The sequence below is a fragment of the Nonomuraea sp. NPDC004354 genome (assembly GCF_053602555.1).
Genome location: NZ_JBSGDV010000009.1, coordinates 29184 through 53104 on the forward strand (window position 1 = coordinate 29184; position 23921 = coordinate 53104).

Annotated in this window: 21 protein-coding genes; 12 read left to right on the top strand and 9 right to left on the bottom strand. The window is 72.1% G+C overall.

All coding sequences use genetic code 11. The features are described from left to right. Nucleotides 1-181 precede the first annotated feature (181 nt). From ACWENQ_RS24275 to ACWENQ_RS24285, 3 genes are all read left to right on the top strand, one after another. Nucleotides 182-2497, top strand: coding sequence for a sodium-translocating pyrophosphatase (locus tag ACWENQ_RS24275; protein WP_452416297.1), 2316 nt, complete (start codon nt 182-184; stop codon nt 2495-2497). A gap of 434 nt (nt 2498-2931) precedes the next feature. Beyond that, on the top strand, nt 2932-3399 hold the full coding sequence (locus tag ACWENQ_RS24280) for a SixA phosphatase family protein (RefSeq protein ID WP_452416299.1): 468 nt from the start codon (nt 2932-2934) through the stop codon (nt 3397-3399). 13 nt (nt 3400-3412) lie between these two features. Then, nucleotides 3413-5446 carry an FUSC family protein gene (locus ACWENQ_RS24285; protein ID WP_452416300.1) on the top strand — a complete coding sequence of 678 codons (2034 nt, stop codon included), beginning with the start codon at nt 3413-3415 and terminating at the stop codon, nt 5444-5446. A gap of 132 nt (nt 5447-5578) precedes the next feature. On the opposite strand, the gene serB is transcribed toward ACWENQ_RS24285, so the two are convergent. Further along, the gene (gene serB, locus ACWENQ_RS24290) at nt 5579-6793 is read right to left on the bottom strand and encodes a phosphoserine phosphatase SerB (protein WP_449915367.1); all 1215 of its coding nucleotides are present in this window, start codon (nt 6791-6793) and stop codon (nt 5579-5581) included. 104 nt (nt 6794-6897) lie between these two features. On the opposite strand from serB, the gene ACWENQ_RS24295 reads away from it, so the two are divergent. Together ACWENQ_RS24295 and ACWENQ_RS24300 are read left to right on the top strand one after the other, a co-directional pair. Continuing rightward, nucleotides 6898-7581: a GNAT family N-acetyltransferase gene (locus ACWENQ_RS24295; protein WP_452416301.1), complete on the top strand. Its 684-nt coding sequence runs from the start codon at nt 6898-6900 to the stop codon at nt 7579-7581. After that, nucleotides 7578-8528, top strand: a complete 951-nt coding sequence (locus tag ACWENQ_RS24300) for a lysophospholipid acyltransferase family protein (RefSeq protein WP_452416302.1) — start codon at nt 7578-7580, stop codon at nt 8526-8528. Before ACWENQ_RS24295 ends, ACWENQ_RS24300 begins: the two co-directional genes overlap by 4 nt. A 93-nt stretch (nt 8529-8621) precedes the next feature. Here the strand turns inward: ACWENQ_RS24300 and ACWENQ_RS24305 are convergent, their stop codons facing one another. The 3 genes from ACWENQ_RS24305 to ACWENQ_RS24315 form a co-directional block, all read right to left on the bottom strand. After that, the gene (locus tag ACWENQ_RS24305) at nt 8622-9191 is read right to left on the bottom strand and encodes a hypothetical protein (protein ID WP_449915358.1); all 570 of its coding nucleotides are present in this window, start codon (nt 9189-9191) and stop codon (nt 8622-8624) included. A 96-nt stretch (nt 9192-9287) separates the two neighbouring features. Then, on the bottom strand, nt 9288-10283 hold the full coding sequence (locus ACWENQ_RS24310; RefSeq protein WP_452416304.1) for an S-adenosylmethionine:tRNA ribosyltransferase-isomerase: 996 nt from the start codon (nt 10281-10283) through the stop codon (nt 9288-9290). A 15-nt stretch (nt 10284-10298) separates the two neighbouring features. Then, nucleotides 10299-10955: an SDR family NAD(P)-dependent oxidoreductase gene (locus ACWENQ_RS24315; RefSeq protein WP_452416306.1), complete on the bottom strand. Its 657-nt coding sequence runs from the start codon at nt 10953-10955 to the stop codon at nt 10299-10301. Nucleotides 10956-11049: 94 nt separating this feature from the next. Between ACWENQ_RS24315 and ACWENQ_RS24320 the strand changes: the two genes are divergently transcribed. Both ACWENQ_RS24320 and ACWENQ_RS24325 read left to right on the top strand, forming a co-directional pair. Next, nucleotides 11050-12165 carry a GAF domain-containing sensor histidine kinase gene (locus ACWENQ_RS24320; protein WP_452416308.1) on the top strand — a complete coding sequence of 372 codons (1116 nt, stop codon included), beginning with the start codon at nt 11050-11052 and terminating at the stop codon, nt 12163-12165. Next, nucleotides 12162-12767, top strand: coding sequence for a response regulator (locus ACWENQ_RS24325; protein WP_452416309.1), 606 nt, complete (start codon nt 12162-12164; stop codon nt 12765-12767). The genes ACWENQ_RS24320 and ACWENQ_RS24325 overlap by 4 nt, the downstream gene beginning before the upstream one ends. Before the next feature lie 273 nt (nt 12768-13040). Here ACWENQ_RS24325 and ACWENQ_RS24330 read toward each other — a convergent pair whose 3' ends face one another. Further along, nucleotides 13041-13730 carry a hypothetical protein gene (locus ACWENQ_RS24330; protein ID WP_449915348.1) on the bottom strand — a complete coding sequence of 230 codons (690 nt, stop codon included), beginning with the start codon at nt 13728-13730 and terminating at the stop codon, nt 13041-13043. Between the two features lie 173 nt (nt 13731-13903). Here ACWENQ_RS24330 and ACWENQ_RS24335 point away from each other — a divergent pair, with 173 nt between their 5' ends. Continuing rightward, complete coding sequence (locus ACWENQ_RS24335; RefSeq protein ID WP_452416311.1) at nt 13904-17110, top strand: protein kinase domain-containing protein; 3207 nt, start codon at nt 13904-13906, stop codon at nt 17108-17110. A 582-nt stretch (nt 17111-17692) separates the two neighbouring features. Here the strand turns inward: ACWENQ_RS24335 and ACWENQ_RS24340 are convergent. Further along, nucleotides 17693-18403, bottom strand: a complete 711-nt coding sequence (locus tag ACWENQ_RS24340; protein ID WP_449915345.1) for a hypothetical protein — start codon at nt 18401-18403, stop codon at nt 17693-17695. A gap of 66 nt (nt 18404-18469) precedes the next feature. Between ACWENQ_RS24340 and ACWENQ_RS24345 the strand changes: the two genes are divergently transcribed. The 4 genes from ACWENQ_RS24345 (at nt 18470) to ACWENQ_RS24360 (ending at nt 21532) form a co-directional block, all read left to right on the top strand. Then, nucleotides 18470-19258 (top strand): ABC transporter ATP-binding protein, encoded by a 789-nt coding sequence (locus ACWENQ_RS24345; RefSeq protein ID WP_354907864.1) that lies wholly within the window; start codon nt 18470-18472, stop codon nt 19256-19258. Between the two features lie 82 nt (nt 19259-19340). Next, nucleotides 19341-20261 (top strand): SPFH domain-containing protein, encoded by a 921-nt coding sequence (locus ACWENQ_RS24350; RefSeq protein ID WP_449915342.1) that lies wholly within the window; start codon nt 19341-19343, stop codon nt 20259-20261. 237 nt (nt 20262-20498) lie between these two features. Next, nucleotides 20499-21254, top strand: coding sequence for a sulfite exporter TauE/SafE family protein (locus ACWENQ_RS24355; RefSeq protein WP_449915339.1), 756 nt, complete (start codon nt 20499-20501; stop codon nt 21252-21254). Between the two features lie 29 nt (nt 21255-21283). Further along, nucleotides 21284-21532, top strand: a complete 249-nt coding sequence (locus tag ACWENQ_RS24360) for a hypothetical protein (RefSeq protein ID WP_354907862.1) — start codon at nt 21284-21286, stop codon at nt 21530-21532. On the opposite strand, the gene ACWENQ_RS24365 is transcribed toward ACWENQ_RS24360, so the two are convergent. Genes ACWENQ_RS24365 through ACWENQ_RS24375 form a run of 3 tightly spaced genes read right to left on the bottom strand, consistent with a single transcriptional unit; the run spans nt 21511 to nt 23894 of the window. Next, on the bottom strand, nt 21511-22329 hold the full coding sequence (locus ACWENQ_RS24365) for an NAD(P)H-binding protein (RefSeq protein ID WP_452416312.1): 819 nt from the start codon (nt 22327-22329) through the stop codon (nt 21511-21513). The genes ACWENQ_RS24360 and ACWENQ_RS24365 overlap by 22 nt on opposite strands. A gap of 29 nt (nt 22330-22358) precedes the next feature. Beyond that, complete coding sequence (locus tag ACWENQ_RS24370) at nt 22359-23243, bottom strand: Rieske 2Fe-2S domain-containing protein (protein WP_449915334.1); 885 nt, start codon at nt 23241-23243, stop codon at nt 22359-22361. A 30-nt stretch (nt 23244-23273) separates the two neighbouring features. After that, nucleotides 23274-23894, bottom strand: coding sequence for an HD domain-containing protein (locus ACWENQ_RS24375; RefSeq protein ID WP_449915331.1), 621 nt, complete (start codon nt 23892-23894; stop codon nt 23274-23276). Between the last annotated feature and the right edge of the window lie 27 nt (nt 23895-23921).

Sequence of the window (23921 nt, forward strand, 5' to 3'; positions counted from 1 at the left end):
CCCCGAGAGCCTTCATATCCGCGGAACCCGTGCGTAGACTCCCGGCACCGGCCAAGGTGATCCGGCGCATCAGCGGGACTCAACCGGAAGCGGCAGCCCATAACCCGGACGCCGCTGACAGGCCCGCCGCATATCACAGCGCCGTCCGGGCAGGACGTACCCGTCTTGCCGAGGAGAACGGATGTCTAGGCTCTATCTGGCCGCCGAGCCAGCCTCAGCGCTGTCCCTGAGCGGAAACAATCTCACCATCGTCGTCGTGGTCGCAGCCGTGGCCCTGGTCGCGCTCGCCGTAGCCGGCGGCCTGGTACGCGAGGTCCTGGCCGCCGACCAGGGCACCGAGCGCATGCAGAACATCGCGCGTGCCGTGCAGGAGGGCGCGGCGGCTTATCTGACCCGCCAGTTCAGAACGCTCGCGATCTTCGTGGTCCTGATCCCGATCCTGTTGTGGTTCCTGCCAGGGACGACGGACGTGAAGGTCGGGCGTTCCATCTTCTTCGTGGTCGGCGCCGGGTTCTCGGCGCTGACCGGTTTCATGGGCATGTGGCTTGCCGTACGCGGAAACGTGCGTGTGGCGGCCGCGGCCCGGACGTCGGGCGAGAAGAAGGCGATGCGCATCGCCTTCCGCACCGGCGGTGTGGCGGGCATGTTCACCGTCGGTCTCGGCCTGCTGGGCGCGGCGGTCGTCGTGCTGATCTACCAGGGCGACGCGCCGGGCGTGCTGGAGGGCTTCGGCTTCGGCGCGGCGCTGCTGGCGATGTTCATGCGTGTCGGCGGCGGCATCTTCACCAAGGCCGCCGACGTCGGCGCCGACCTGGTCGGCAAGGTCGAGCAGGGCATCCCCGAGGACGACCCGCGCAACGCGGCGACGATCGCCGACAACGTGGGCGACAACGTCGGCGACTGCGCGGGCATGGCGGCCGACCTGTTCGAGTCCTACGCGGTCATGCTGGTGGCCAGCCTCATCCTGGGCAAGGTGGCCTTCGGTGAGCAGGGTCTGATCTTCCCGCTCATCGTGCCGATGATCGGTGTCGTCACCGCCATCATCGGCATCTTCGTCACCCGCCTGCGCGACAAGGACCGCAACGGCATGGCGGCCATCAACCGCAGCTTCTTCATCTCCGCCGCGATCTCGGCGGTACTGGTCTCGGCCGCGGCGTACTGGTACCTGCCGGCCAGCTTCGGCGAGCTGTCGGGCGCGACGGTGCAGTCCACCGCCGACCCGCGCGTCATCGCGATCGGCGCCGTGCTGATCGGTCTCGTGCTGGCCAGCGCCATCCAGATCCTCACCGGCTACTTCACCGAGACCAACCGGCGCCCGGTGAAGGAGATCGGCGAAAGCTCGCTCACCGGCCCCGCCACCGTCATCCTGTCGGGCATCAGCGTCGGCCTCGAGTCGGCGGTCTACTCGGCGCTCATCATCGGCGGCGCCGTCTACGGCGCGTTCCTGCTGGGCTTCGGGAACGTGACGATCGCGCTGTTCGCGGTCGCGCTGGCCGGCACCGGCCTGCTGACCACGGTCGGCGTCATCGTGTCCATGGACACCTTCGGCCCCGTCTCCGACAACGCGCAGGGCATCGCCGAGATGTCCGGCGACGTCGACGGCGACGGCGCGCGCGTCCTGACCAGCCTCGACGCGGTCGGCAACACCACCAAGGCCATCACCAAGGGCATCGCGATCGCCACGGCCGTGCTGGCGGCGACCGCGCTGTTCGGCGCGTTCCGCACCTCGGTGGAGGCGGAGCTGGCCGCCGCCACCGACTCGGTGAAGAGCGCGCTCGGCGCGTTCCAGGCCTTCAACCTCGGCATCGACCAGCCGAACGTCCTGGTCGGCCTGGTGATCGGCGCCGCGGTCGTGTTCCTGTTCTCCGGTCTGGCGATCATGGCGGTCGGCAGGGCGGCGATGCGCGTGGTGTTCGAGGTGCGCGACCAGTTCCGCAACAACCCGGGCATCATGGACGGCAGCGTCAAGCCCGAGTACGGCCGCGTGGTCGACATCTGCACCCGCGACTCGCTGCGCGAGCTGGCCACGCCCGGCCTGCTGGCCGTCATGACGCCGATCGCGGTGGGCTTCGCGCTCGGGTACGCCCCACTGGGCGCGTACCTGGCCGGCGCCATCGCCTGCGGCACCCTGATGGCGGTCTTCCTCGCCAACTCGGGTGGCGCCTGGGACAACGCCAAGAAGCTGGTCGAGGACGGTCACCACGGCGGCAAGGGCTCCGAGGCCCACGCCGCGACCGTCATCGGCGACACGGTCGGTGACCCGTTCAAGGACACGGCCGGTCCCGCGATCAACCCGCTGATCAAGGTGATGAACCTGGTGGCGCTGCTGATCGCACCCGCCGTGGTGGTCTACGCCGACAACGTCGCCGTCCGCGTCGGCGTCACCGTGGTCGCGCTGGTGGTCGTGGTGTCGGCGATCGTCGTCTCCAAGCGCCGCTCGGTGAGCATCGCGCCGGCGGAGACCAGCGAGAAGAAGCCGCAGACCGTCAGTTCCTGATCCGTTCCGCTCGTACGGCCCGCGTCCGGCTTCGGCGCGGGCCGTACGCGTGCCCGGGTGAAACCGCGGCCGAAGCCGTGAGCGGCGTGTGGCGCCGGCCCCGGATGGTGGCCGGGTGGTGGAAGCAGCCCGTGGTGGCGGGTCGGAGAGGTCGCGGCAGTGGTCGGTTTGGCGGAAGCCGTGGAACCGGCCGTGGTGGAAGCCGTCGGGAGCGGCCGGTCGGTGGTCGAAGCCGCTGGAGAGTGGTCGAGGTCGGGCCAGATTCGGGGCCCGGTGCGCTTACCGGGGCGGCCGCCGCAGGTGGAAGACTGGAGGCATGGGAGAGCCTGCCAACTCCGGCGCGAAGACGCTGGTGATCATCTTGCTCGCCATGATGGCGATTCTCGCCCTCATCGCCGGTCTGGCCGTGTGGGCGTCGAACGGTGGCTGAGCACGTGCGCACACTGATCGTGCTGCGGCACGCCAAAGCCGCCCACATCGCCGGTCTGGCCGATCGTGAGCGTCCTCTCACGGACAGGGGTGAGCGTGACGCCGTCAAGGCGGGCGAGGCCATCAAGGCGCTCGGCCTGGCCGCCGAGCTGGTCCTGTGCTCTCCGGCCCTCCGTACCAGCAGGACCGCCGAGCTGGCCTTCCCCACGCTGGAGATCAGCTTCGAGCGTGACATCTACGAGGCCGACTCCGAGGACCTCTACGAGCTGATCCGCCGCCTCGACCCGGACGTCGAGACGCTGGTGCTGTGCGGGCACAACCCGGCCGTGCACGAGATGGCGCTCACGCTGACCGGCGGCGACTTCACGTTCAAGCCTGGCGCGTTCGCCGTGGTCGAGGTCGAGTCCTCGTGGGTAGACCTCTGGCCTGGGGAGGGACGCCTGGTCACGCACTGGGATCCCAAGGAGCACTGAACCGGGGGAGCGGATGCGGGGGGCGATCACCGCGCTGCGCGACGGGTTCCTGTCGCTGCCGGCCAAGCCCCCGTGGCGGTACGGCCTGCTGTGCGGCGTGGCCGTCGCGCTCCCGCTGGCGGTCGGCGCGCTGGCCGGGCGGCCGCGTGAGGGCGCGGTCGTCGCCCTCGGCGCCTACCTGACCGCCTTCGGCGACTCGTACGGCAAGCCGTACGGCGAGCGCGCCAAGAGCCTGTTCGGCACGGTGCCGCTGCTCGTCGTGGCCTTCTGGTTCGGCATCTTCCTGGCCGGGTACCCGTGGGCCGCGGTGTTCGGCGTCGGGCTGGCCGCCGCGGCGGGCGCGCAATGGAAGGCGATCGGGACGCCGCCGGTGCTGGCCGTGGTGGTCGGCTTCTACAGCGGCCTGCCGCTGGGTCTCGCCCCCGCGCTCCTGACCGGGCTCGGCGGGCTCCTGTACTGCGCGATCACGCTGGCGCCGTGGCCGCTGCTCCGGCTCGACCCGCTGAAGCAGGCGCTCGCCGCGGGGTGTACGGCGATGGCCGGGTTGCTGGACGCGTTCGACGAGCGGGAGGAGGACTGGGCGAGGCTCAGGCAGCGGGCGGCGGACGCGCTGGAGGAGGCGGAGACGGCCTCGGCCGCCTTCCACAGCCCCGAGGAGAGCGACCGCTCCCCTGACGCCTTCGTCTCGTCGCTGACCAGGATCTTCCACGAGAGCGTCGCCCTGCGTTCGCTGCGCGCCCAGGCGGTCGCGGCAGGGGCGACGCCGCCGGAGCTGGACGAGGCGGTCGTCGCGCTGTCGACGGCGCTGCGCGGGGTCGGCGGGCATGACGTCACGCTCGACAGCAAGCAGGCGCTGGCGGCGGTGGCCGGCTTCGCCGAAGGGGTGACGGCCGTGCGCGACAGGTTGACGCCCGTCCAGCGGGCGATCCTGGGTCAGGTCCGCAGGTGCATGGACCGTATCGGCCTGGCGGTGCGGTCGCTGTCGGCGCAGGCGCGTGAGGGGGTGCGGGCGCCGGCCACGCTACCGCGCCTGACCTGGCAGGCGCCCTCGCTGACCGGCCACGACGCCGCGCACGCGGCCAGGTCGGGGATCGCGGTGGCGGTCTCGATGGCGCTCGTGGTGGGCCTGCACGAGACCTACGGCAGGTGGCTGGTGTTCACGGTGCTGCTGGCGCTGCGGCCCACCTACGGCGACACCATCGACCGGGTGACGTTGCGGGTGGCCGGCACGGTGATCGGCTCCACGATGGCCGCGCTGCTGCTGGCCGCCGTGCCGGGGCACGCGACGCTGGTGGTGGTCGTGTGGGCGTTCGCGACGGTGGGGTTCGCGCTGAGGGAGGTCAGCTACGCCTACTGGTCGGTCTTCGCGACGCCGCTGGCGCTCATGCTGTCCGACTTCTCGGCGCGGCTCGACTGGGGCGCGGCCGGGATCAGGGTGCTGCTCACCGTGTGCGGGGGCGTGCTCGCGCTGCTGGCGGCCAGGCTGCTGTGGCCGAGGGGCGAGGTGGGCAGGCTCAGGGAGCGGATGGTCGACCTGCTGCGGGAGCACGCGCGCATGGTCAGGGCGCTGGCCGGCCATGACCTGGAGGACCTGTCCGAGCACACGGAAGCGGCCGGTCAGGCGGCCGACCGGCTGCAGGCGTCCCTGGACACCGTCGACAAGGAGCCGGGCGGCCAGGCGCCCGAACGGCTGCGGCAGGCCTTGACCGACGCGCGCAGGCTGCGCGACGACGTGATCCTGCTGGGGGCCGTCATGAGGGGCGCGCCCGACGGGACGGACGCGACCGTCGCCGTGCTCGACGCCGTGGCCGACAGGATGGAGGCGGTCGCGCACGCCGTACGGCACGACACGGCGCCGCTGGAGACGGACGAACTGGACGTCAATCTCGCCGAGCTGGCCACCCGGATGGACGCGCTCATCGAGGAGGCGTCCGTCACGGACGACACGGCGGTGAAGCGGCAGCTGCGCCACGCGGTCACGGCGCATCCCGCGCTGCGGACCCTCACGGCGGACGCGCTGCGCCTGGCCACGGACGCCTGCCGGTGACGGGTGGCGCGCTGCACTTGACCGCCGGACGGCGCCGGGGTGGCCGATCCGTCGGGCGGCGAGACGGTCACCGGGTGACCGCTGACCTCCGGTGAAGGTCAGCGGGAGCCGCGGCGTGGCCGTCGAAGAGCGTCAGCGGGCGATCTGGTCCTCGGCGTCGGCGGCCTCGATCTCGTCGCGGGAGATGCCCAGCAGGTAGAGGATCGAGTCGAGGTAGGGCGTGTTGACGGCGGTGTCGGCGGCCTGCCGTACGACGGGCTTGGCGTTGAAGGCGATGCCGAGGCCCGCGACGCCCATCATGTCGAGGTCGTTGGCGCCGTCGCCGATGGCGACGGTCTGGCTGATCGGCACCCCGGCCTCGCGGGCGAACCGCTCCAGGGCGCGGGCCTTGCCGGGACGGTCGACGATCTCGCCGACCACCCTGCCGGTCAGCTTGCCGTCGACGACCTCCAGCGTGTTGGCCGCGGAGTAGTCGATGCCGAGGTCGCTCACCAGGGCGTCGGTGATCTGCGTGAAGCCACCGCTGACGATGGCGAACCTGTAGTCGAGGCGCTTCAGGGTCCGCACCAGCGTGCGGGCGCCGGGGGTGAGCACGACCTCCTCGCGCACCTTGCGGAAGGTCTCCTCCGGCAGGCCGGCCAGCAGCTTGACCCTGCGGCGCAGCGACTCGGCGAAGTCGAGCTCGCCGCGCATCGCCTCCTCGGTGACCTTCGCGACCTCGTCGAGGCAACCCGCGTGCGCCGCGAGCAGCTCGATGACCTCGCCCTGGATGAGGGTGGAGTCGACGTCCATGACGATCAGCCGCTTGGCCCTGCGGGACAGCCCCGTGCGCTGGACGGCCACGTCGACCTTCTGGGCGGCGGCCTCCGCGGCCAGCTCCACCCGCAGCGCGTCGGGGTCGGCGCCGGACACCGACAGTTCGATGCACGTCACGGGCCACTGGGCGAGCCGCTCGATGCGGTCGATGTTCGCCCCGGCGGCGGCGATGCGCCCGGCGATGCCGCCGATCGCGGCCGGCGGCAGGGCGGCGCCGAGCACGCTCACCGACAGGCGGCCGCGGCGGCGCTTCTCCTTGGTCCTGGAGCCGGTGGCGAGGTCGACCTCCATGCCGAGGTCCTCGGCCACCCGCTCGACAGCCGTCCACAGGGCGCCGATGGTGCCGCCCGTGCCGGTCGACGGGCCTCCCACGTAGGCGACGAGGACGCCGAGGGTGAGGCGGCCGCGGATGACGACCTGCTCGATGTCGGCCACGGTCACGGGGAAGCCCGCGAGCACCGAGAACAGTCGTGAGGTGACGCCGGGCCGGTCGGGGCCGGTGAGCGTGATCAGGAGCGTGCGCTGGTCCACATCAGGCCACGCTACTGGCACCCGTACCGTGCTCCGCATCGAGGTTCACCATTCGGACGGCTGACCTTGGGCGTGTGGCCATCATGAGCTGCCTTCATAGGTTCATGCACCGCTACACCGTGGGACTGGCCCGCACGCCCGCCGATCTCCAGGCCGCCCAGCGCCTGCGTTACCGCGTGTTCGCCGAGGAGCTCGGCGCGCGGCTCGACTCGCCCGTCACGGGGTTGGACGTCGACCCCTTCGACGCCTACTGCGACCACCTGCTCGTCCGCTCGGGCGACGACGTGGTCGGCACCTACCGGCTGCTGCCGCCGAAGCGCAAGGACCGCCTCTACTCGGACACCGAGTTCGACCTGGCGGCCCTGGCCCACCTGCGGGACGACCTGGTCGAGGTCGGGCGTTCCTGCGTGCATCCCGACCATCGCGCGGGTGCGGTCATCGGGCTGATGTGGGCGGGCATCTCCCGCTACATGGCCGAGGGCGGCTACGGCTGGCTGGTCGGCTGCTGCTCGGTGCCGCTGCGGGACGCCGCGAACATCATGGAGCGGGCGCCGCTGGCTCCCGAGGAGTACCGGGTCAAGCCGCTGCTGCCGTGGACGGATCTCGGCGAGGGGTCGCCGGCGTTCGTGATGCCGCCGCTGCTGCGCGGCTACCTCCGGCTCGGCGCGTGGATCTGCGGCGAGCCCGCCTACGATCCGGCGTTCGGCTGCGCCGACTTCCTGGTGCTGCTGTCGATGGCCCGGGTGGACCAGCGCTACCTGCGGCACTTCCTCGGGGAGCCGTCATGAGCCCGTGGTTCCCCACGTCCCCGTGCACGACCGCCAGGTGCGTGGACGTGCCCATGCGGGCCGCGGGCGTGCTGCGCCAGGTGCTGCGCGGGCTGGCGGTCATCGCGGTCGTCCTGGTGGGCGTGCCGCTCGCCCGCCTGGTCAGGGGTACGGCACGGCGGCGCGTGACGCTGGCGTGGTCGCGCGCCCTGCTCAGGGCGCTGGGCGTCAGGGTGGAGGTGCGCCAGGGGTTCGCGTTCTTCGCCGGCGCCGTGCCGTCCGCCGAGGCGACGCCGGCACGGCAGGCGGGTGGCGCCCCCGGGACGGCGCCGGCACGGCAGGCGGGTGACGGCCCTGGGACGAGGCCGGCGCAGGAGACGGGTGACGCCCCCGAGGCGCGGCTGGTCGTGGCCAACCACATCTCCTGGCTCGACCCCCTGGTGGTCGCCGCCGCGCTGCCGTGCAGGCTGGTGGCCAAGAGCGAGGTGTCGGCGTGGCCGGTGGTCGGCGGTCTGGCCGCCGGGTCGGGCGCGCTGCCCATCGCCCGCGACTCGCTGCTCGACCTGCCGGGCGCGGTGGCCAGGATCGCCGACACGCTGCGGGCCGGCGAGACCGTCGCGGCCTTCCCGGAGGGGACGACGTGGTGCGGCAGGGGGAGCGGCACCTTCAAACCCGCGGTCTTCCAGGCCGCCGTCGACGCGGGCGCCAGCGTCACGCCGGTGGCCATCGCCTACCGGGAGGCGGACGGGCCGAGGACCACCGCTCCCGCGTACGTCGGGGACGACACGCTGGCCGCCTCCGTGCTCAGGGTGCTCGCGGTGCGGCGGCTCGTCGTCGAGGTCACCGTGCTGCCGCCGGTGAGCGCGGCCGACCGGAGGGAGCTCGCGGGTCTGGCCGAGGCCGCGGTGGCGTCCGCGACGGGACGCCTCCCGCTGCCCCGTCACACGTCCACCCCGGCCCTCGCGTGACCGGCCGCGGCGCGCGGGGCCGGCAGGGAACGGGCCGGGCATGGGAACGCCCGCTCCCGGCCAGGCGGAAGCGGGCGTCTGCTCCGGACGGCGTCAGCGGACGACCGTGGTCTTGGCCTGCTTGACGAAGCCGAACCCGGGAACGCCCAGCCGGTCGAGCTCCTCCTTGCTGAGGTTCTCCATGCCGGTCTCGACGTTGTAGGAGACCACCCCGAGGACGGCCTTCTGCGTGCCCGACGCGGTCTTCGTCAGCCTGGCGTCGAAGACCATGGCGACCGACTCGCCCTTCTTCACCGTGGCCGGCAGGACGCAGAACAGGTCACGCTTGATCAGCTCGCAGGCCGTGTCGTCGACGCTGGTCCGGTAGGTGACCTTGCGCAGGTCGACGCCCTTGGGGAAGAGGCCGCCGACGAACCAGGTGCCCGCGGTCGCCTCGTGCGGGCCGGTGTTGACGGCCGTGATCGTGTAACGGACCTTGCCGCCGCGCTTCGCCTTCTTGGTCGCCGTGAGCTTGACGTCGAAGGTGGAGAACGGGTCGGCGGCCGACTTGGCGACCGCGGCGGCCGCGACGGGCGCCGTGGGGGCGGCCGAGACCGGTGCTGCGCTGAAGACAAGGGCGCCCGCCACCGGGGCGGCAACCAGGAAAGAAGCGATGCGGCGCATTCACGTCTCCGATGAGGAAGAGGACGAGGATGCCCAGAAATATGAGCCCCCGTTAAGACCGCAGCTTTTTATCACGTTTGGCCAGGAAAGATCTACCTATTTGGGGGAGAGGAGGAGGTGCGAGTCGCCGAATTCATGCCACAAATAGCCCTCTTGCAGGGCAACCGCATAGGAACGTGCCAACATCTCCTCGCCCGCGATCGCGGCGAGCATCATGAGATGCGTCGAGCGCGGCTCGTGCAGCCCGGTGATGAGCCCGGTGACCGCCCTCACGCCCCGCTCCGGCGTCACGAGGTGGTCGGTCCAGCCGGAAGCCGCGCCGACCAGCCCGCCGGAGCCCACCGCGGTCTCCAGCGCCCGCACGACCGTCGTGCCGGCCGCGACGACCTTCCCGCCCTCCGACCGGGTCAGGTTCACCAGGTGCGCCGTCGAGGCCGGGACGGCGAAGCGCTCGGCGTAGGGCGGCTCGTCCTTCTCCACCGAGGCGACGCCGGTGTGCAGGGTGACGGGCGCGACCCGGACGCCGCGGGCGACCAGCTCGGTCACCAGCGGCGACGTGAACGGCCGGCCCGCGCTCGGCATCTCGGCGCTGCCGGGCACCGTGGCGAACACGGTCTGGTAGTCGGCGAGGGGCCAGTCCCTGTCGACGTAGGAGTAGCGGATCGGCACGCCGTACGACATCAGGTACTCCTCCACGTCGCGGTCGAGCGTGGCCCGCCAGAGGCGGGGCGTCTCCCGGGCGAGGAGCCGCAGCGTCGCGCCGCCGGGCAGCGGCAGCCACTCGCCCGCCGCGCCGCCCCCGTAGGGCTCGAACGACAGGCGGCGCAGCTCCACCAGCCACGTGCCGTCCTCGCGCGCGGTGGAGAAGTGCACGGCCAGCCGGTCGAGCCGGACGGCCGCGGGCAGGGTGGCCGAGTTGTTCACCACCACCAGGTCGCCGGGCGCCAGCAGGGCCGGCAGGTCCGCGAACGTGTGGTGGGAGTCGCCCGCCTCGTCGGACACCAGCAGCCGCACGGCGTCGCGGGCCACGCCCCGTGCCTCGGGCGGCTCGTGCGCGGCCGGCACGTCGGGAAGCGCGAAGTCAGTGGTCACGGTGCGCTCCGGAACTCATGACAGGGCCACCCTGCCGCTGGCGGGACGGCGCTCGACCAGCTCCCGCAGGGCGGCGGCGACGGTCGCGGGGTCGGCCGCGCCCGCGGCCTCCTCGGCGCCCACGGCGTCGGCGAGCATCCTGGTGTTCATCTCGCCCGGGTCCACCCACCAGACCGCCACGTCGGGCTCCTCGGCGGCCAGCACGTTCGACAGCTGGTCGAGGGCCGCCTTCGTCGCGCCGTACCCGCCCCAGCCCTCGTAGGCACCGGTGGCGGCGTCGGAGGTGACGTTGACCACGGCCCCGTGGCGGCGGCGCAGCGCTGGCAGCGTGGCCTGCAGCAGCCCCAGCGGCGCGACCACGTTGGTCGCCAGCAGGGCCGTGAAGACGTCGAGCGGGTAGTCGGCCAGGCGCGGCAGCGGGGTGGCGCCGAGCCCGCCGGCGTTGTTGACGAGGAGGTCCAGCTCGGGCACGGCCGCCGCCAGCGCGGCCCGGTGCGCGGGATCGGCCACGTCGCCCGCGATGGTCGTCGCGCCCAGCTCGGCGGCGGCCTTCTCCAGCTCCTCGGCACTCCTGGCGGTCAGGACGAGCTGCCAGCCCGCGGCCGACAGCGATCGGGCGAGTTCGAGTCCGAGCCCGCGGGAAGCGCCGGTGATGAGTGCGGTGTTCGTCATGAGGACGACGGTAGGAAGCGCGCCCGTTCGCGGCATCGGGCGAGCGGCCGATGTCGCGGTGAGCACTTCGACCTAGGACCGTAGGCTGAGGACCGTGAGCCCCGAATCCGACATCCTGCGAGCGGTGAGCTCAGCCGTCCTGGCCGTCACCCGGCACCTGTCGGTGCGGGAGGTCCTGCAGGTCATCGTCCGCTCGGCGCAGCAGCTGCTCGACGCCAGGTACGCGGCGCTCGGCGTGCCCGACGAGGACGGCTCCTTCGCCGAGTTCGTCGCCGAGGGGCTCACCGACAAGCAGTGGGAGGCCATCGGCCCGCTGCCTCGCCAGCATGGCATGCTCGGCGCGATGCTGCGCGACGGGGTCCCCGTCCGGATCCCCGACCTGCCGAAGGACTCCAGGTTCGAGTACTGGCCCAAGGCGCATCCGGTGATGCGCGACTTCCTCGGCGTGCCGATCCTCGACGGCGGCGAGGTGCTGGGCATCATCTTCCTGGCCAACAAGAAGGTGCCGGGCGGGTTCACCGAGGACGACGAGAAGCTGCTGACGATGTTCGCGGCGCACGCCGCCCTCGCGCTGACCAACGCCCGCCTCTACGAGCGCGGGCGCGAGCTGGCCATGCTCGAGGAACGCAACCGGATGGCCCGCGAACTGCACGACGCGGTCACCCAGAAGCTGTTCTCGCTCCGGCTGACCGCGCAGGCCGCCCACGCCCTCCTGCCGGTCGACCAGGACCGCGCCGCGGTCGAGCTCGACCGGGTGCAGCGCCTGGCCGGGGAGGCGCTGGCCGAGCTGCGCGCCGTCATCGTCGAGCTGCGTCCGGCCGAGCTCGACCGGCACGGGCTCGCCGAGACGCTCCGCAAGCACGTACGGCTGCTCGACCGGCTCCAGCCGTTCCGGGTGACCTTCGAGGGCGACGAGCTGCCGCCGGTGCCCGCCGACATCGAGGTGGCGGTGCTGCGCGTGGCCCAGGAGGCGCTCCACAACGCGCTGCGCCACGCCGGCGCCGACCGCGTCGAGGTGCGGCTCACGCACGCCTCGGGCAAGCTGGCCCTCCAGGTGCGCGACCAGGGCGAAGGGTTCGACGACTCCGCACGACAGCGGGGCCTCGGGCTGGCCTCGATGAGCGACCGCGCCGAGTCGGTCGGCGGGAAGGTGACCGTGACGTCGGAGCCCGGCCGGGGCACGACGGTGCGCATGGAGGTGGACGTGTGATCCAGGTGCTGATCGCCGACGATCATCCAGTCGTACGGCAGGGCCTGCGCACCTTTCTCGACCTGCAGGACGACATCACGGTCGTCGGCGAGGCGGCAGACGGGCAGGAAGCGGTGTCCCTGGTCGAGCGGCTGCGTCCGGACGTGCTGCTGCTGGATCTCAAGATGCCGGTCCTCGACGGCCTCGGCACCCTCCAACGGCTCGGCGGCTCCCCGACCAAGATCCTGGTGCTGACCTCGGTGAGCGACCGGTCCGACGTGGGCCCCGCGATGCGGGCGGGGGCGTCCGGGTTCCTCTACAAGGACGTCGACCCGAACGCGCTCGTCCAGGCGGTGCGGGCGGTTCACGGGGGACAGGTGCTGCTGGCCCCCGAGGCGGCGTCGGCCATGATGGCCGCCGAGTCCACACCGGTGCCGCTGACGGAGCGGGAGCGCGAGGTGCTCAAGCTGATCGCGGCCGGGCGGTCGAACAAGGAGATCGCCAGGGACCTGGCCGTCGCGGAGAAGACCGTCAAGACGCACGTGTCGAACGTGCTGATGAAGCTCGGCGTCCAGGACCGGACCCAGGCGGCGCTCTACGCCGTACGACACGGCCTGGCGTGACGCCCGCCGTCCGACGCCTCCTCCCGACCCCGACCCCGGCACGTTCCGACCCCGGCAGGTTCTGACCCGGGCGCGTTCCGGCCCAGGACATGTCTGACCCGAGCACCTTCTGACCCGGGCATGTTGACCCGGGCATGTTGACCCGAGCACCTTCTGACCCGGGCATGTTGACCCGGGCATGTTTCAGGGCCCGGAAAGACCCGAGCCCCCGGACAGACGTGCTCGTCCGGGGGGCCCGCGCCGCAGGGAACCTCGACCGGTTCCCTGGACGCGTCAGGTGTCCTTCTTCTCGTTCCGCTCCACCCGCGTGGGAGACGGCGGGTTCCACTTCGGCGGGGGCGGCGGCGGGGGCGGCGTGTAGGTGCCGGTGCCCGTGGGGCGCTTCTTCTGCGGCCAGACGATCTTCGTCGTGGTGCTCTTCATGAACAGATGGCCCTTGAGGCCCATCCGGGCGAGCTCTTCCTCGTCGAGGTTCTCCGCGCCGGTCGGCAGGTCGTAGGCGACGACGCCGAGCCTGGCGGCGGCCGTGCCCTTGGTGGTCTTCTTCAGCGTCAGCTGGAAGTTGAGCCACGTCGTGCCGCCCACCGGCACCTGGTACTTCGGCACGCACAGGAAGACCTGGTCCTGCCAGACGCACGAGGTGCCCTTCGGGCCGCCCCACTTCAGGGTCGGGACGACGCCCTTCGGCACGAAGCCCCCGATGCCGAAGTAGTCGGCGTCGTAGGGGCCGAGGTTCTTGGCCTTGATGAGGTATGTGATCTTGCCGCCGCGCTTGGTGGCCTTGTTGTACGTGACCTTCACGCTGAACTTGGAGAACGGGTCCTTCGCCGCCGTCGCCGTCGTGGCGGCCGCCGCGAGGCCGGCCGGAGGCGTGACGGCCGCCGCCGCGGGCGCCGCCACGGCCAGCGGAGTCAGCGGCGCGACCAGGCCGAGCCCTATGAACATGCCGATTGCTCGGCGCATTGGGTTGCTCCCCCCTAACGGAACTGGAAATCCCCCATTGTCTAGTGGATTATTGCCCACGGCAAAGATTTCGCAAAGAGTGATGATCTATCGTGATATGACGTTGCTTGCACACCGTGCAGCGAGCCCGTCACTCTTGCGACTGGGGGGAACGCACGAGGGGGAGGGCTCAGGTGCCTGACAAGCACCCGTTACAGCCAGGAGACCCGGCTGAGCTGGGTCCGTACCGGCTGCTCGGGCGGCTGGGCAAGGGCGCGCAGGGCATCGTCTACAAGGCCGAGGGCCCGGACGGCGAGCTGGTCGCGATCAAGCTGCTCAACACCAGGCTCGACGCGCCCGGCATCGACGCCGAACGCTTCATGCGCGAGGTCGCGGCCGCCCGGCGGGTGGCGCAGTTCTGCACCGCGCAGGTGCTCGGCGCCAACATGGACGGCGAGCAGCCGTACATCGTCAGCGAGCTGGTCGAAGGCGTCTCCCTCCAGCGTGTGGTGCAGATGGACGGCCCGCGCTCGGGCGGCGCCCTCTACCGGCTCGCCGTCGGCACTGTCACCGCGCTCGCGGCCATCCACCGAGCAGGCATCGTGCACCGCGACTTCAAGCCGAGCAACGTGCTGCTGGGCCCCGACGGCCCCCGAGTGATCGACTTCGGCATCGCCCGCGCGCTCGACTCGTCCATGACGCTCAGCAGCGGGGTGGTCGGCACGCCCGCGTACATGTCGCCCGAGCAGATCTCCGGCGAGCGGGTCGGGCCCGCCAGCGACATGTTCAGCTGGGCCCTGACGATGACGTACGCGGCGACCGGCGCGCCCGCGTTCGGCCAGGACAGCCTGCCCGCCGTCATCTACCGGGTGATGAACGACCAGCCGGATCTTTCGGCGTTCCCCGACAGCCTGCGGCCGCTGGTGCAGGCGTGCCTGAGCAAGCGGGCCGACGAGCGGCCCACGGCGGCGGAGGCGCTGTTCTCCCTCCTGGAGAACCAGGGCGCCGCCGCCGAACGGGACGCCGAGGTGGCGATGACCACCGGGTCACAGATGGCGGCCGAGGAGGTGGCCAACCCCGCGCTCTACGAGTCCCTGCCGGACGGCTGGTCGAAGCCGCAGGACCCGTCCGTCAACCGCTGGGCCGCCCCGGCCGACCCCGGACAGGGCCACCCTGACGGCCCCTCCGCGTCCGCCCGGCCCGCGCCCGCCCCTCCCGCGGGTCACCCGGACGGGAGCCAGAGCCCGCCCGGGCCGTCGAGCCCAGGCGGCTGGGCGAGCCCGTCGGACTCCGGCGGCTGGGCCAACCCCTCGGGCGCCGCCTACATCCCTCCGCAGGGCTTCGTGCCCCCGCAGCCGGGCCCCTACCACCAGGCCCCCACGGGCCCGCCTCACCCCGGCCCGCCTCACCCTGGCCCTGCTCACTCGGGCCCTGCTCACTCCGGTCCTGGTCACTCGGGCCCTGTTCATTCCGGGGCGCCTTATTCCGGTCCTGGTCACTCGGGCCCTGTTCATCCTGGGGCGTCTCATTCCGGTCCTGGTCACTCGGGGCCGCCTTACCCGGGCCCCGTTCACCCTGGACCGCCTCACCAGGGCCCCGCCCAACCTGGGTCGCCTGCTCATCCCGGTGTGCCCGGACAAGGCGGAACTCACCCCGGGCCGCATCACCAGGCGCCTGGTCGCCCTGACGCGCCCGAAAACGGTCCCGCCCACCCTGGGTCTCCTCATCAGGGGTCCGCTCACCCCGGCGTGCCCGGACAGGCGTCCGCCTATCCCGGGTCGTCTCCCTCCGTCCCCGCGCAACCCCAGGGACTGCCCAGCGGGGCGCCGTACCAGAACGCGCCGCATCAGGGCGCGCACCAGAACGCGCCGCACCAGAACGCGCCGCACCAGGGCGCGCCTCATCAGGCCGCGTCTCACCAGGGCGCGCCGTACCAGGGGCGGACACCTCCCGGCGCGCCGCCGCAGAGGGGCGGTCCCTCGGGCGACCCCCAGCGGGCGGAGTCGCAGGGCCAACCCGGGCGCGACAACGACAACGATGCCTTCTTCAGGGAGACCAGGCCCGAGGAGCAGCGCGAGGACAGCTCGCGCCGCCGCAGGGCGGTCATGGTCGGCGGCGCGTTGCTCCTCGCGCTCGCGCTGGCCGCCGGCGTGCTGCTGTTCGTGCCGCGGACGTTCGAGGGCCAGGAGAACCCGGCGCCGACCCCGCTGGCCCAGGGATCCAACACAGCCCAGCCCTCGCCTCCCGTCTCCCCCTCGGCGTCCGTGCCGGTCTCACCGACCGTCTCCGGATCACCGACCGTCTCCGGATCACCGGCCGTCTCCGGATCACCGGCCGTCTCCGGATCACCGGCCGTCTCCGGATCACCGGCCGTCTCCGGATCACCGGCCGTCTCCGGATCCCCGGCGCCCACGCCGACGGTCCCGCCCCTCGAGTCGCCGCAGGCCCTGCCCGCGCTCGGCAAACAGGACGGCAAGTCGCTGTCCGGACACAGCGAGCCGATCCAGTCGCTGTCCGCGATCATGGTCGGGGACGACCAGCGGTTCGTGTCAGGCGGGCAGGACGGCGTGCTGCGCGTCTGGGACCCGGTCAAGCGCACCACCATCGCCAAGCTGCGCGGCCACGACAACGACATCTACGCGGTCGCCTGCGTCACCGTCGGCTCCACCCCGATGGCCGTGACGGGCGGCTACGACCACACCGTCCGCCTGTGGAACCTGAAGACCCGCAAGGGCACGGTCCTCGGCAGGCATCCGATCGCCGTGTTCGCGGCCGCCGTGAGCAAGGTGGACGGCCGCTACATCGCGGTCACCGGCGACGGCGACGGCATGCTGCGGTTCTGGGATCTGAAGAAGCGCCGGCAGATCGGCTCCGTCAAGGCGCACAGCAAGGACGTCAACTGGCTGAGCGTCGGCCGCGTGGGCGACCGCCCCGTGGTGGTCTCGGCCAGCGAGGACAAGACGCTGCGGGTGTGGGACCTGGCCAAGCGCAAGGCGTACGGCAAGACGTACAAGGGGCACAGCAAGGCGGTGTTCTCCGTCGCGGTGGGACAGGTGGACGGCAAGGCCGTGGTGGCCTCGGGCGGCAAGGACGAGAAGATCCGCCTCTGGGACCCGAAGACCGGCCGCTCGATCGGCAAGCCCCTGTCCGGCCACTCGAACAACGTGTACTCGCTGTCGTTCGGGTCCGTGGACGGCAAGGCGGTGCTGGCGTCGGGCAGCACGGACGGCACGATCCGGCTGTGGGACCCGCAGAGCCGGCAGGCGCTGGGCGGCTCGGTGAAGGCGCACTCCGGCGGGGTGTACGCGGTGGCGGTCACCCCGGTGGAGGGCGCCCCGGCGGTGGTGTCGGCCGGGAAGGACAAGCGCATCAAGATCTGGCGCTTCGCCTCGACCTCCTGACCCACCGCAACACCCCAGCCGAAGGACACACCCGGGATGGGGACCGACCGCGCGGGAGAGCTCCGCGGCGGGATCGGCCATGGGGGGAGCTCCGTGAAGTGGGATCGGCCGTGCGGGAGAGTTCCGCGGTGGGATCGGCCGCGCGGTCGGGGCGAGACCTGGCCAGCCGGGGAATCTCGAGCGGAAGGGGCACCGGGGAGCCCGGCGGTGGGGTCGGCCAGGTGGCGGTCGGGTGGGGGACCGGTCGTCTGGGGGCTCGGCGGTGGGATCGGCCAACGGGTGGTCCGGGCTGGGGTGGCCAGGTGGGGAATCCGGGGATGGGGGGGCGCGTGACGGCGGCCGGCCACGTGCGCTGGAGGGGCGTCTCCCTGGACGGGCGGCGGCCGGTGACCGGGGTGGGCTGTCGGCGGCTTGCCGTACGGGAGGCTCACAGGACGGACCGGAGGAGACTCGCCGGACGGGCGTCAGGAGGCTCGCGGGGCTGGGAGGAGGCTCGCCGGACGGGTGTCAGGAGGCTCGCGGGGCGGACCGGTGGAGGCTCGCGGGGGCTGGGCGGTGGAGGCCCCAGGACGCCGGGTGGATCTAGTGGTGTGGTTCGAAGACGGCGTGGTGGGCGGAGATGAGGGCGCGGCGGACCGCGGCGTCGAGGGTGCGGAGCGCCGTCGCGCGGGTGGCGATCTGCGCGGACGTCAGCCCTCGCTCGTCGGCCTGCCGCAGGGCCGCCGACAGGCGGGCCGCCAGCGCCGACACCCGGTGGGCGCGCGGCGGGTAGCCGGGGGCCAGCTCGCCACTGTCGTGCAGCCGTCCGGGGTGTCCCTGCGCGGGCCCGCCCACGCCCGCCAGCGCCTCGGTGGCCTCGCGCATGGCGCCGGTCAGCTCGCGTTCGGCCTCGGCCAGCGACGGCAGGTCGGCTCGCGGCGGCCCCGACTCGTGCACGGAGAGGCGCACGCCCACGTAGGAGGATCCGCGCAGGTCCGGTGCCGGGACGAGCCCGATGACCCGCTCGTTCAGCACCGCCATCGCCGCCTCGCCCGCTTCGACGGCGGCCGCGTTGAAGTCCGGCGGCCCCGACAGTCCGAGCGGGTCGCCGGGAGCGGGGAGCGCGAGACGTAGTTCGGTGAGACCATCGACACGCAGCTCGGCCAGATACGCGCGGAGCGGCAGCGAGCCGACCACGACCGGTCCGGCCAGCCGCTCCACCTGGTCGGCGGCCTCGTCGAGGCCCACGTGTCCGGTCAGCCAGGCGTTGCCCCACGCGACGAGCGGCAGTGAGATAGGCGTTTGATGGCGCACCGGTCCACGATATGCGCTCGCCCTGCAATAGGTTTGTCCCGAGCGTTCGACTGGGAGGGATCAGCGATGGGTGGTCAGGTGCTGCGGCTCCAGGATGTCGGCGTCCGGCGCGACGGATCGGCCCTGATACGCGGCGTCGACTGGGCGGTCAACGAGGACGAGCGTTGGGTCGTCATCGGGCCGAACGGCGCGGGCAAGACCACGCTGCTGCAGGTCGCCGCCACGTTGCTGTTCCCCAGCGAGGGTGTGGCCGAGGTGCTGGGTGAGCGGATCGGCCAGACCGACGTGTTCGACCTGCGTCCGCGCATCGGCCTGGCCAGCTCGGCGCTGGCGGAGAAGGTGCCCGCCGAGGAGAAGGTCATCGACCTGGTACTGACCGCCTCCTACGCGATTCTCGGCCGGTGGACGGAGGAGTACGACTCCCACGACGTCACCCGCGCCGTCGAGCTGATCGACATGATGGGTGTCGCGCACCTGATCAGGCGGCGTTTCGGCACGTTGTCGGAGGGTGAGCGCAAGCGCGTCCAGATCGCCCGCGCCCTCATGCCGGACCCGGAGCTGCTGCTGCTCGACGAGCCCGCCGCCGGGCTCGACCTGGGCGGGCGCGAGGATCTGGTGCGGCGGCTGGCGACGCTGGCGGGCGACCACCGCTCCCCGACGATGGTGCTGGTCACCCACCACGTGGAGGAGGTGCCGGCCGGGTTCACCCACGCGCTGCTCATGCGCCACGGATCCGTCGTCACCCAGGGGCCGATCGAGCACGTGTTGACCGCCGACAACCTCTCGCGGACGTTCGGGGTGCCGCTGGTCCTCGACCGCAACGCCGAGGGTCGCTGGTACGCCAGGCCACAGTAGCTTTTGTACGGTTGACGGCTTCGGCAAGCCGGAACCAAATATCATCTTCGGAGTCGGCCCCGACGACTCCCGGAGTGTGGCCATGGGCACCGAGCAGCTGATCGTCGCGCTTGTCATGGTCGCCGTGGTGGGGTTCGCGCTGGTGCGGACCATCCGCATCATCCCGCAGGCCACGGCGGCGATCATCGAACGGCTCGGCCGCTACCATCGCACGCTCACTCCCGGGCTGAACCTCGTCGTGCCGTTCATCGACAACATCAAGGAGATGATCGACCTGCGGGAGCAGGTCGTGTCGTTCCCCCCGCAGCCGGTCATCACGTCCGACAACCTCGTCGTCTCCATCGACACGGTCATCTACTTCCAGGTGACCAATCCCAGGGCGGCCACCTACGAGATCGCGAACTTCCTCGTCGGCGTCGAGCAGCTGACCGTCACGACGCTGCGCAACGTCGTCGGCGGGATGGACCTCGAGCGGACGCTCACCTCGCGCGAGGAGATCAACACCGAGCTGCGCGGGGTGCTCGACGAGGCGACGGGCAAGTGGGGGATCAGGGTCAACAGGGTCGAGCTGAAGGCCATCGACCCGCCGGCGTCCATCCAGGACTCGATGGAGAAGCAGATGCGGGCCGACCGCGACAAGCGGGCCGCGGTGCTGGCGGCGGAGGGTCAGAAGCAGGCGGCGATCCTGACGGCCGAGGGGGAGAAGCAGGCGGCCGTGCTGAGGGCCAGGGGCGAGGCGGAGGCGGCGGTCCTGCGCGCGCAGGCCGAGGCGGAGGCGGCGGCGATGCGGGCCAAGGGGCAGGCCGACGCTATCGGGATGGTGTTCAGGGCGATCCACGAGGGCAAGCCGGACGAGCGGCTGCTGGCCTACCAGTACCTGCAGATGTTGCCGGAGATCGCCAAGGGCGATGCGAACAAGCTGTGGATCGTGCCGTCGGAGATGGGCAAGGCGCTGGAGAACCTCGGCGGCCTGTTCGGCGGCGCCAAGGACAAGCCGGAGTAGGCCAAGGGCAAGCCGGAGTAGGCCAAGGGCAAGCCGGAGTAGGCCACGGACAAGCCGCAGTAGGCCGTGCGCCGTTGCCGGGCCCCGGCATCGCCGGTCCCGCGCGCCTGGAGCGGCGGCGACCGGATCACGCGGTGACCCGTGATGCGCGGAGAGTGCCCACCCCGGGCGAGGGCAGCTGACGTGTGACGTCTAGGCTCTGGCCGACGTGCATACGGAACGTGAAGGGGGCGGGACGTGACTCCGTGGGAAGCGGTCGCGGTCTGTGCGGCCGGAGTCGCAGCCGGGGCCATCAACGCCGTCGTCGGTTCGGGGTCGCTGATCACCTTTCCCACGCTGGTGGCCGTAGGGGTCGACCCTGTCACGGCCAACGTCTCCAACAACATCGGCCTGGTCCCCGGCTCCTTCACCGGCGCGTACGGCTACCGCGCCGAGCTCAAGGGCCAGCGTGACCGCCTGGTCAGGCTGGGCACGGGCTCGGCGCTCGGCTCCCTGGTGGGCGGCCTGCTGCTGCTGGTCCTCGATCCTGCCGTCTTCCAGGTCGTCGTCCCCGTCCTGATCGCGATCGCCTGCGTGCTGGTGGTGGTGCAGCCGAAGCTGAACGGCTGGCTGGCCGCCCGGCGCGAACACGCCCACCCGGACGGCGGCCCATGGCTGTGGGTGGGCGTGTTCGGCGCGGGCGTCTACGGCGGCTACTTCGGCGCCGCCCAGGGGGTGCTGCTCATCGGCCTGCTGGGCAGTTTCCTGGACGACGGCCTGCAGCGGGTCAACGCGGCCAAGAACGTCCTGTCGCTGATCGTCAACGCCACGGCCGCGGTCCTGTTCACGATCATCGCGCCGGTGGACTGGTGGGCGGTGCTGATGGTGGCGCTCGGCGCCACGCTGGGCGGGTTCCTCGGCGCGAAGGTGGGCCGCCGGCTGCCCGCGCCGGTGCTGCGCGGGTTCATCGTGTGCGTGGGGATCGTCGCCATCATCAAACTGGTGTACGGATAAATCCCAAGTAAATGGGTATAAATCAGGGCATGAAGGGTGATCGGGTCGAGATCGTGATCGACGCGGGGGGTACCCCGCGCACCTACGAAGTGATCGCCACCAAGGCCGGCCGGCGGGTCGAGGTCGCGACCAGGCGCGGCCTCGTCGAGGTCAGCGAGGTGACACGAAGCGGCACGGCCGTACGCACCGCCCGCTTCATGTCCAGCAGGATCCTCGCCCTCGTCGAGCACCCCGCCGACGCGCCGCGTCCGGCGGCTCAGCGGAAGTCGGCCGCATGATCGGCGGCCCATGCGGCGAATGACCGGGCGGGGCGCCCGGTCAGCCGTTCCACCGCGTCGGTGACCTGCTCCGGAGCGGCGACGAAGCCGCCCCAGGCGGCCACGGCCTCCCGCGCCAGCACCGGGTCACCCCACACCGTGGCCAGCTGCGCCACGGCCTCCTCGGGCGGCATCTCCTCCCACCGCACCTCACGTCCCACGGCCGCGCCGATGATGCGCACCTGCTCGGCCTGGGTGACGGCGGCCGGCCCGCTGAGTACGGGAGCCTGCCCGACGAGCTCGTCCGACAGCAGTGCCTTCACCGCGACGGCGGCGATGTCGGCCTCGTGGATGAGGGAGCGGGCGGCCTGGCCGTACACCCATCGGACGGTGCCAGCGCGGACCGCGTCGGCCCAGCCGAGCGTGTTGGCGGCGAACCCGCCCGGCCGCAGGAACGTCCACTCCAGCGGCGAGGCGCTGATGAGCCGTTCGAGGTCCTTGTGGAACATCGTGGAGTCCTCGGGCAGGTTCGCCGACAGGTAGACGACGCGGCGGGCGTGCGCGGCGACCAGGTCGACGACCTTGGCAGCGGTCTCGGCCGCGAACCCGGGCCAGACGAGGAAGACGCCCTCGACGCCGTCGAGGGCGGCGGACAGCGAGGGGGGGTCGGTGAGATCGCCGGTGACGACCTCGACGCCGGCGGGGAAGGCGGCCTTGGCGGGGTTCCTGACCAGCGCCCGCACCTGGGCGCCCGCGGCGGTGAGCTGGGAAACGGCGTGGCGACCGACGTTGCCGGTCGCTCCGGTGACGAGAATCATGGCGCCGACGTTAGAAGTTCAACAAAGGTTCAAGTCAACGGCCGCACCTGGATCGTGCCGTCCTGCCGTACCCGGGTCTCGAAGATGGGCGCGGGCGCGGTGGCGGGACCGTGCTTGACCGAGCCGTCGCCCAGCCGGAACGTGCTGCCGTGCCAGGGGCACACCACGCACGGCACGCCGTCCTCGAGGACGATCCTGCCCTGGTGGAGCGGGCCCGCCAGGTGCGAGCACTGGTCGGCGAGCACGGTGACGCCACCGCCGTGACGCAGCACGAACAGCTGGATGTAGCCCAGCCTGCGGGCGACCGGCCTGCCCTGCGGCAGGTCGTCGATCCGGCACAGGTCGTGCCAGCCCAGCGGCACCAGGTGCGCGACCTGCTCGGCGTGGTTGGCGCCCGACGCCTGCCGGTAGGCCAGGTGGCCGCCGAGGTAGCCGCCGACCGTGGCCGCGCCGAGCCCCGCCAGGGACAGCGCCTTGCCGCCGCTCTCGCGTCCGGCCAGCCGCAGCAGGAGGGACCCCGAGAAGAGCCCCACCGCGGCCAGGTTCACCATCATGTGGACGAAGCCCACCCGCTGCTGCTCGCGGTGGAGCGAGGACCAGTCGGTGAGCCCCGCGGCGGCCGTCGGCAGCGCGCTGCCGAGCCCCGCGGCGATCAGGGTACGCGTGGCGCGCGGGTCGGCCTTCACCAGGTCGAGCAGGGCGGCCGACACCCAGCAGCCGATCGTCACCGTGGTCAGCGGCGGGTGCAGCGGCTTGCCCATGGGCACGCCGTGCAGCCAGTCGCGGAGCCCGCCGGGGCCGATCTTCTCGCGGACGAATTTCGCCAGCGCGTGGATCGGCCGGTCCATCGTCCTGCTCTTCTCGAGCCGATCGGCCAGATCGACCGGGCCGGCCAGCCTGACTTTCTCCTTCACGACCGGACCCCTACCCCGGCGGTCAGGGGATCACTCGGCGAGGTGGCCCCGGCTGACCGAGAGGTCGACCAGTTCGTAGGCGTAGGCGCCGAGCGACGCCGATCCCTCCTCGATGATCTTCACTTTCTCCCGCACCTGGTCGGCCCGCACCTTGAACAGCGGCCACGTGCCGCCCTCGGTGTGGTGGTTGGCCAGGATCGGGGCGAAGCGGTCGAGCGCCTTGGCGAAGCGCGCCTCCACCGTCTCGCGCGCCTCGAACTCCTCCCACAGCTGCCTGAAGACGCTCGCCTGGTCGGCCGGGAGCAGCGCGAAGATGCGGTCGGCGGCGGCACGTTCGGCGTCGGCCTGCGCCGCCACCGCCACCGCGTCGTAGATGAAGGTGTCGCCCGCGTCGATCTCCACCAGGTCGTGGACGAGGAGCATGGCGACCACGCGCTGGATGTCGGTGCCGGGTGGCGCGTGCTCGCCGAGGATCATCGCCAGCATGCCGATGTACCAGGAGTGCTCGGCGTCGTTCTCCCGCCGCGAGCCGTCCATGAGGCTGTTGCGGCGGATCACCCGCTTCAGCTTGTCGATCTCCAGGGCGAAGGCGATCTGGGCGGTCAGTCGGTCCTCTTCCGGGGCGCTAGTCACGCGCGACACCTTATGCATGCGCCACGCGTCCGTCGACCGCGACGA

Excerpts from the sequence above, each read along its gene's own strand:
- ACWENQ_RS24295 (WP_452416301.1), top strand. The coding sequence starts at position 6,898 with ATGCACCGCTACACCGTGGGACTGGCCCGCACGCCCGCCGATCTCCAG.
- ACWENQ_RS24300 (WP_452416302.1), top strand. The coding sequence starts at position 7,578 with ATGAGCCCGTGGTTCCCCACGTCCCCGTGCACGACCGCCAGGTGCGTG.
- ACWENQ_RS24345 (WP_354907864.1), top strand. The coding sequence starts at position 18,470 with ATGGGTGGTCAGGTGCTGCGGCTCCAGGATGTCGGCGTCCGGCGCGAC.
- ACWENQ_RS24285 (WP_452416300.1), top strand. The coding sequence starts at position 3,413 with ATGCGGGGGGCGATCACCGCGCTGCGCGACGGGTTCCTGTCGCTGCCG.
- ACWENQ_RS24375 (WP_449915331.1), bottom strand. The coding sequence starts at position 23,894 with ATGCATAAGGTGTCGCGCGTGACTAGCGCCCCGGAAGAGGACCGACTG.
- ACWENQ_RS24315 (WP_452416306.1), bottom strand. The coding sequence starts at position 10,955 with ATGACGAACACCGCACTCATCACCGGCGCTTCCCGCGGGCTCGGACTC.
- ACWENQ_RS24275 (WP_452416297.1), top strand. The coding sequence starts at position 182 with ATGTCTAGGCTCTATCTGGCCGCCGAGCCAGCCTCAGCGCTGTCCCTG.
- ACWENQ_RS24350 (WP_449915342.1), top strand. The coding sequence starts at position 19,341 with ATGGGCACCGAGCAGCTGATCGTCGCGCTTGTCATGGTCGCCGTGGTG.
- ACWENQ_RS24305 (WP_449915358.1), bottom strand. The coding sequence starts at position 9,191 with ATGCGCCGCATCGCTTCTTTCCTGGTTGCCGCCCCGGTGGCGGGCGCC.
- ACWENQ_RS24330 (WP_449915348.1), bottom strand. The coding sequence starts at position 13,730 with ATGCGCCGAGCAATCGGCATGTTCATAGGGCTCGGCCTGGTCGCGCCG.
- ACWENQ_RS24365 (WP_452416312.1), bottom strand. The coding sequence starts at position 22,329 with ATGATTCTCGTCACCGGAGCGACCGGCAACGTCGGTCGCCACGCCGTT.
- ACWENQ_RS24360 (WP_354907862.1), top strand. The coding sequence starts at position 21,284 with ATGAAGGGTGATCGGGTCGAGATCGTGATCGACGCGGGGGGTACCCCG.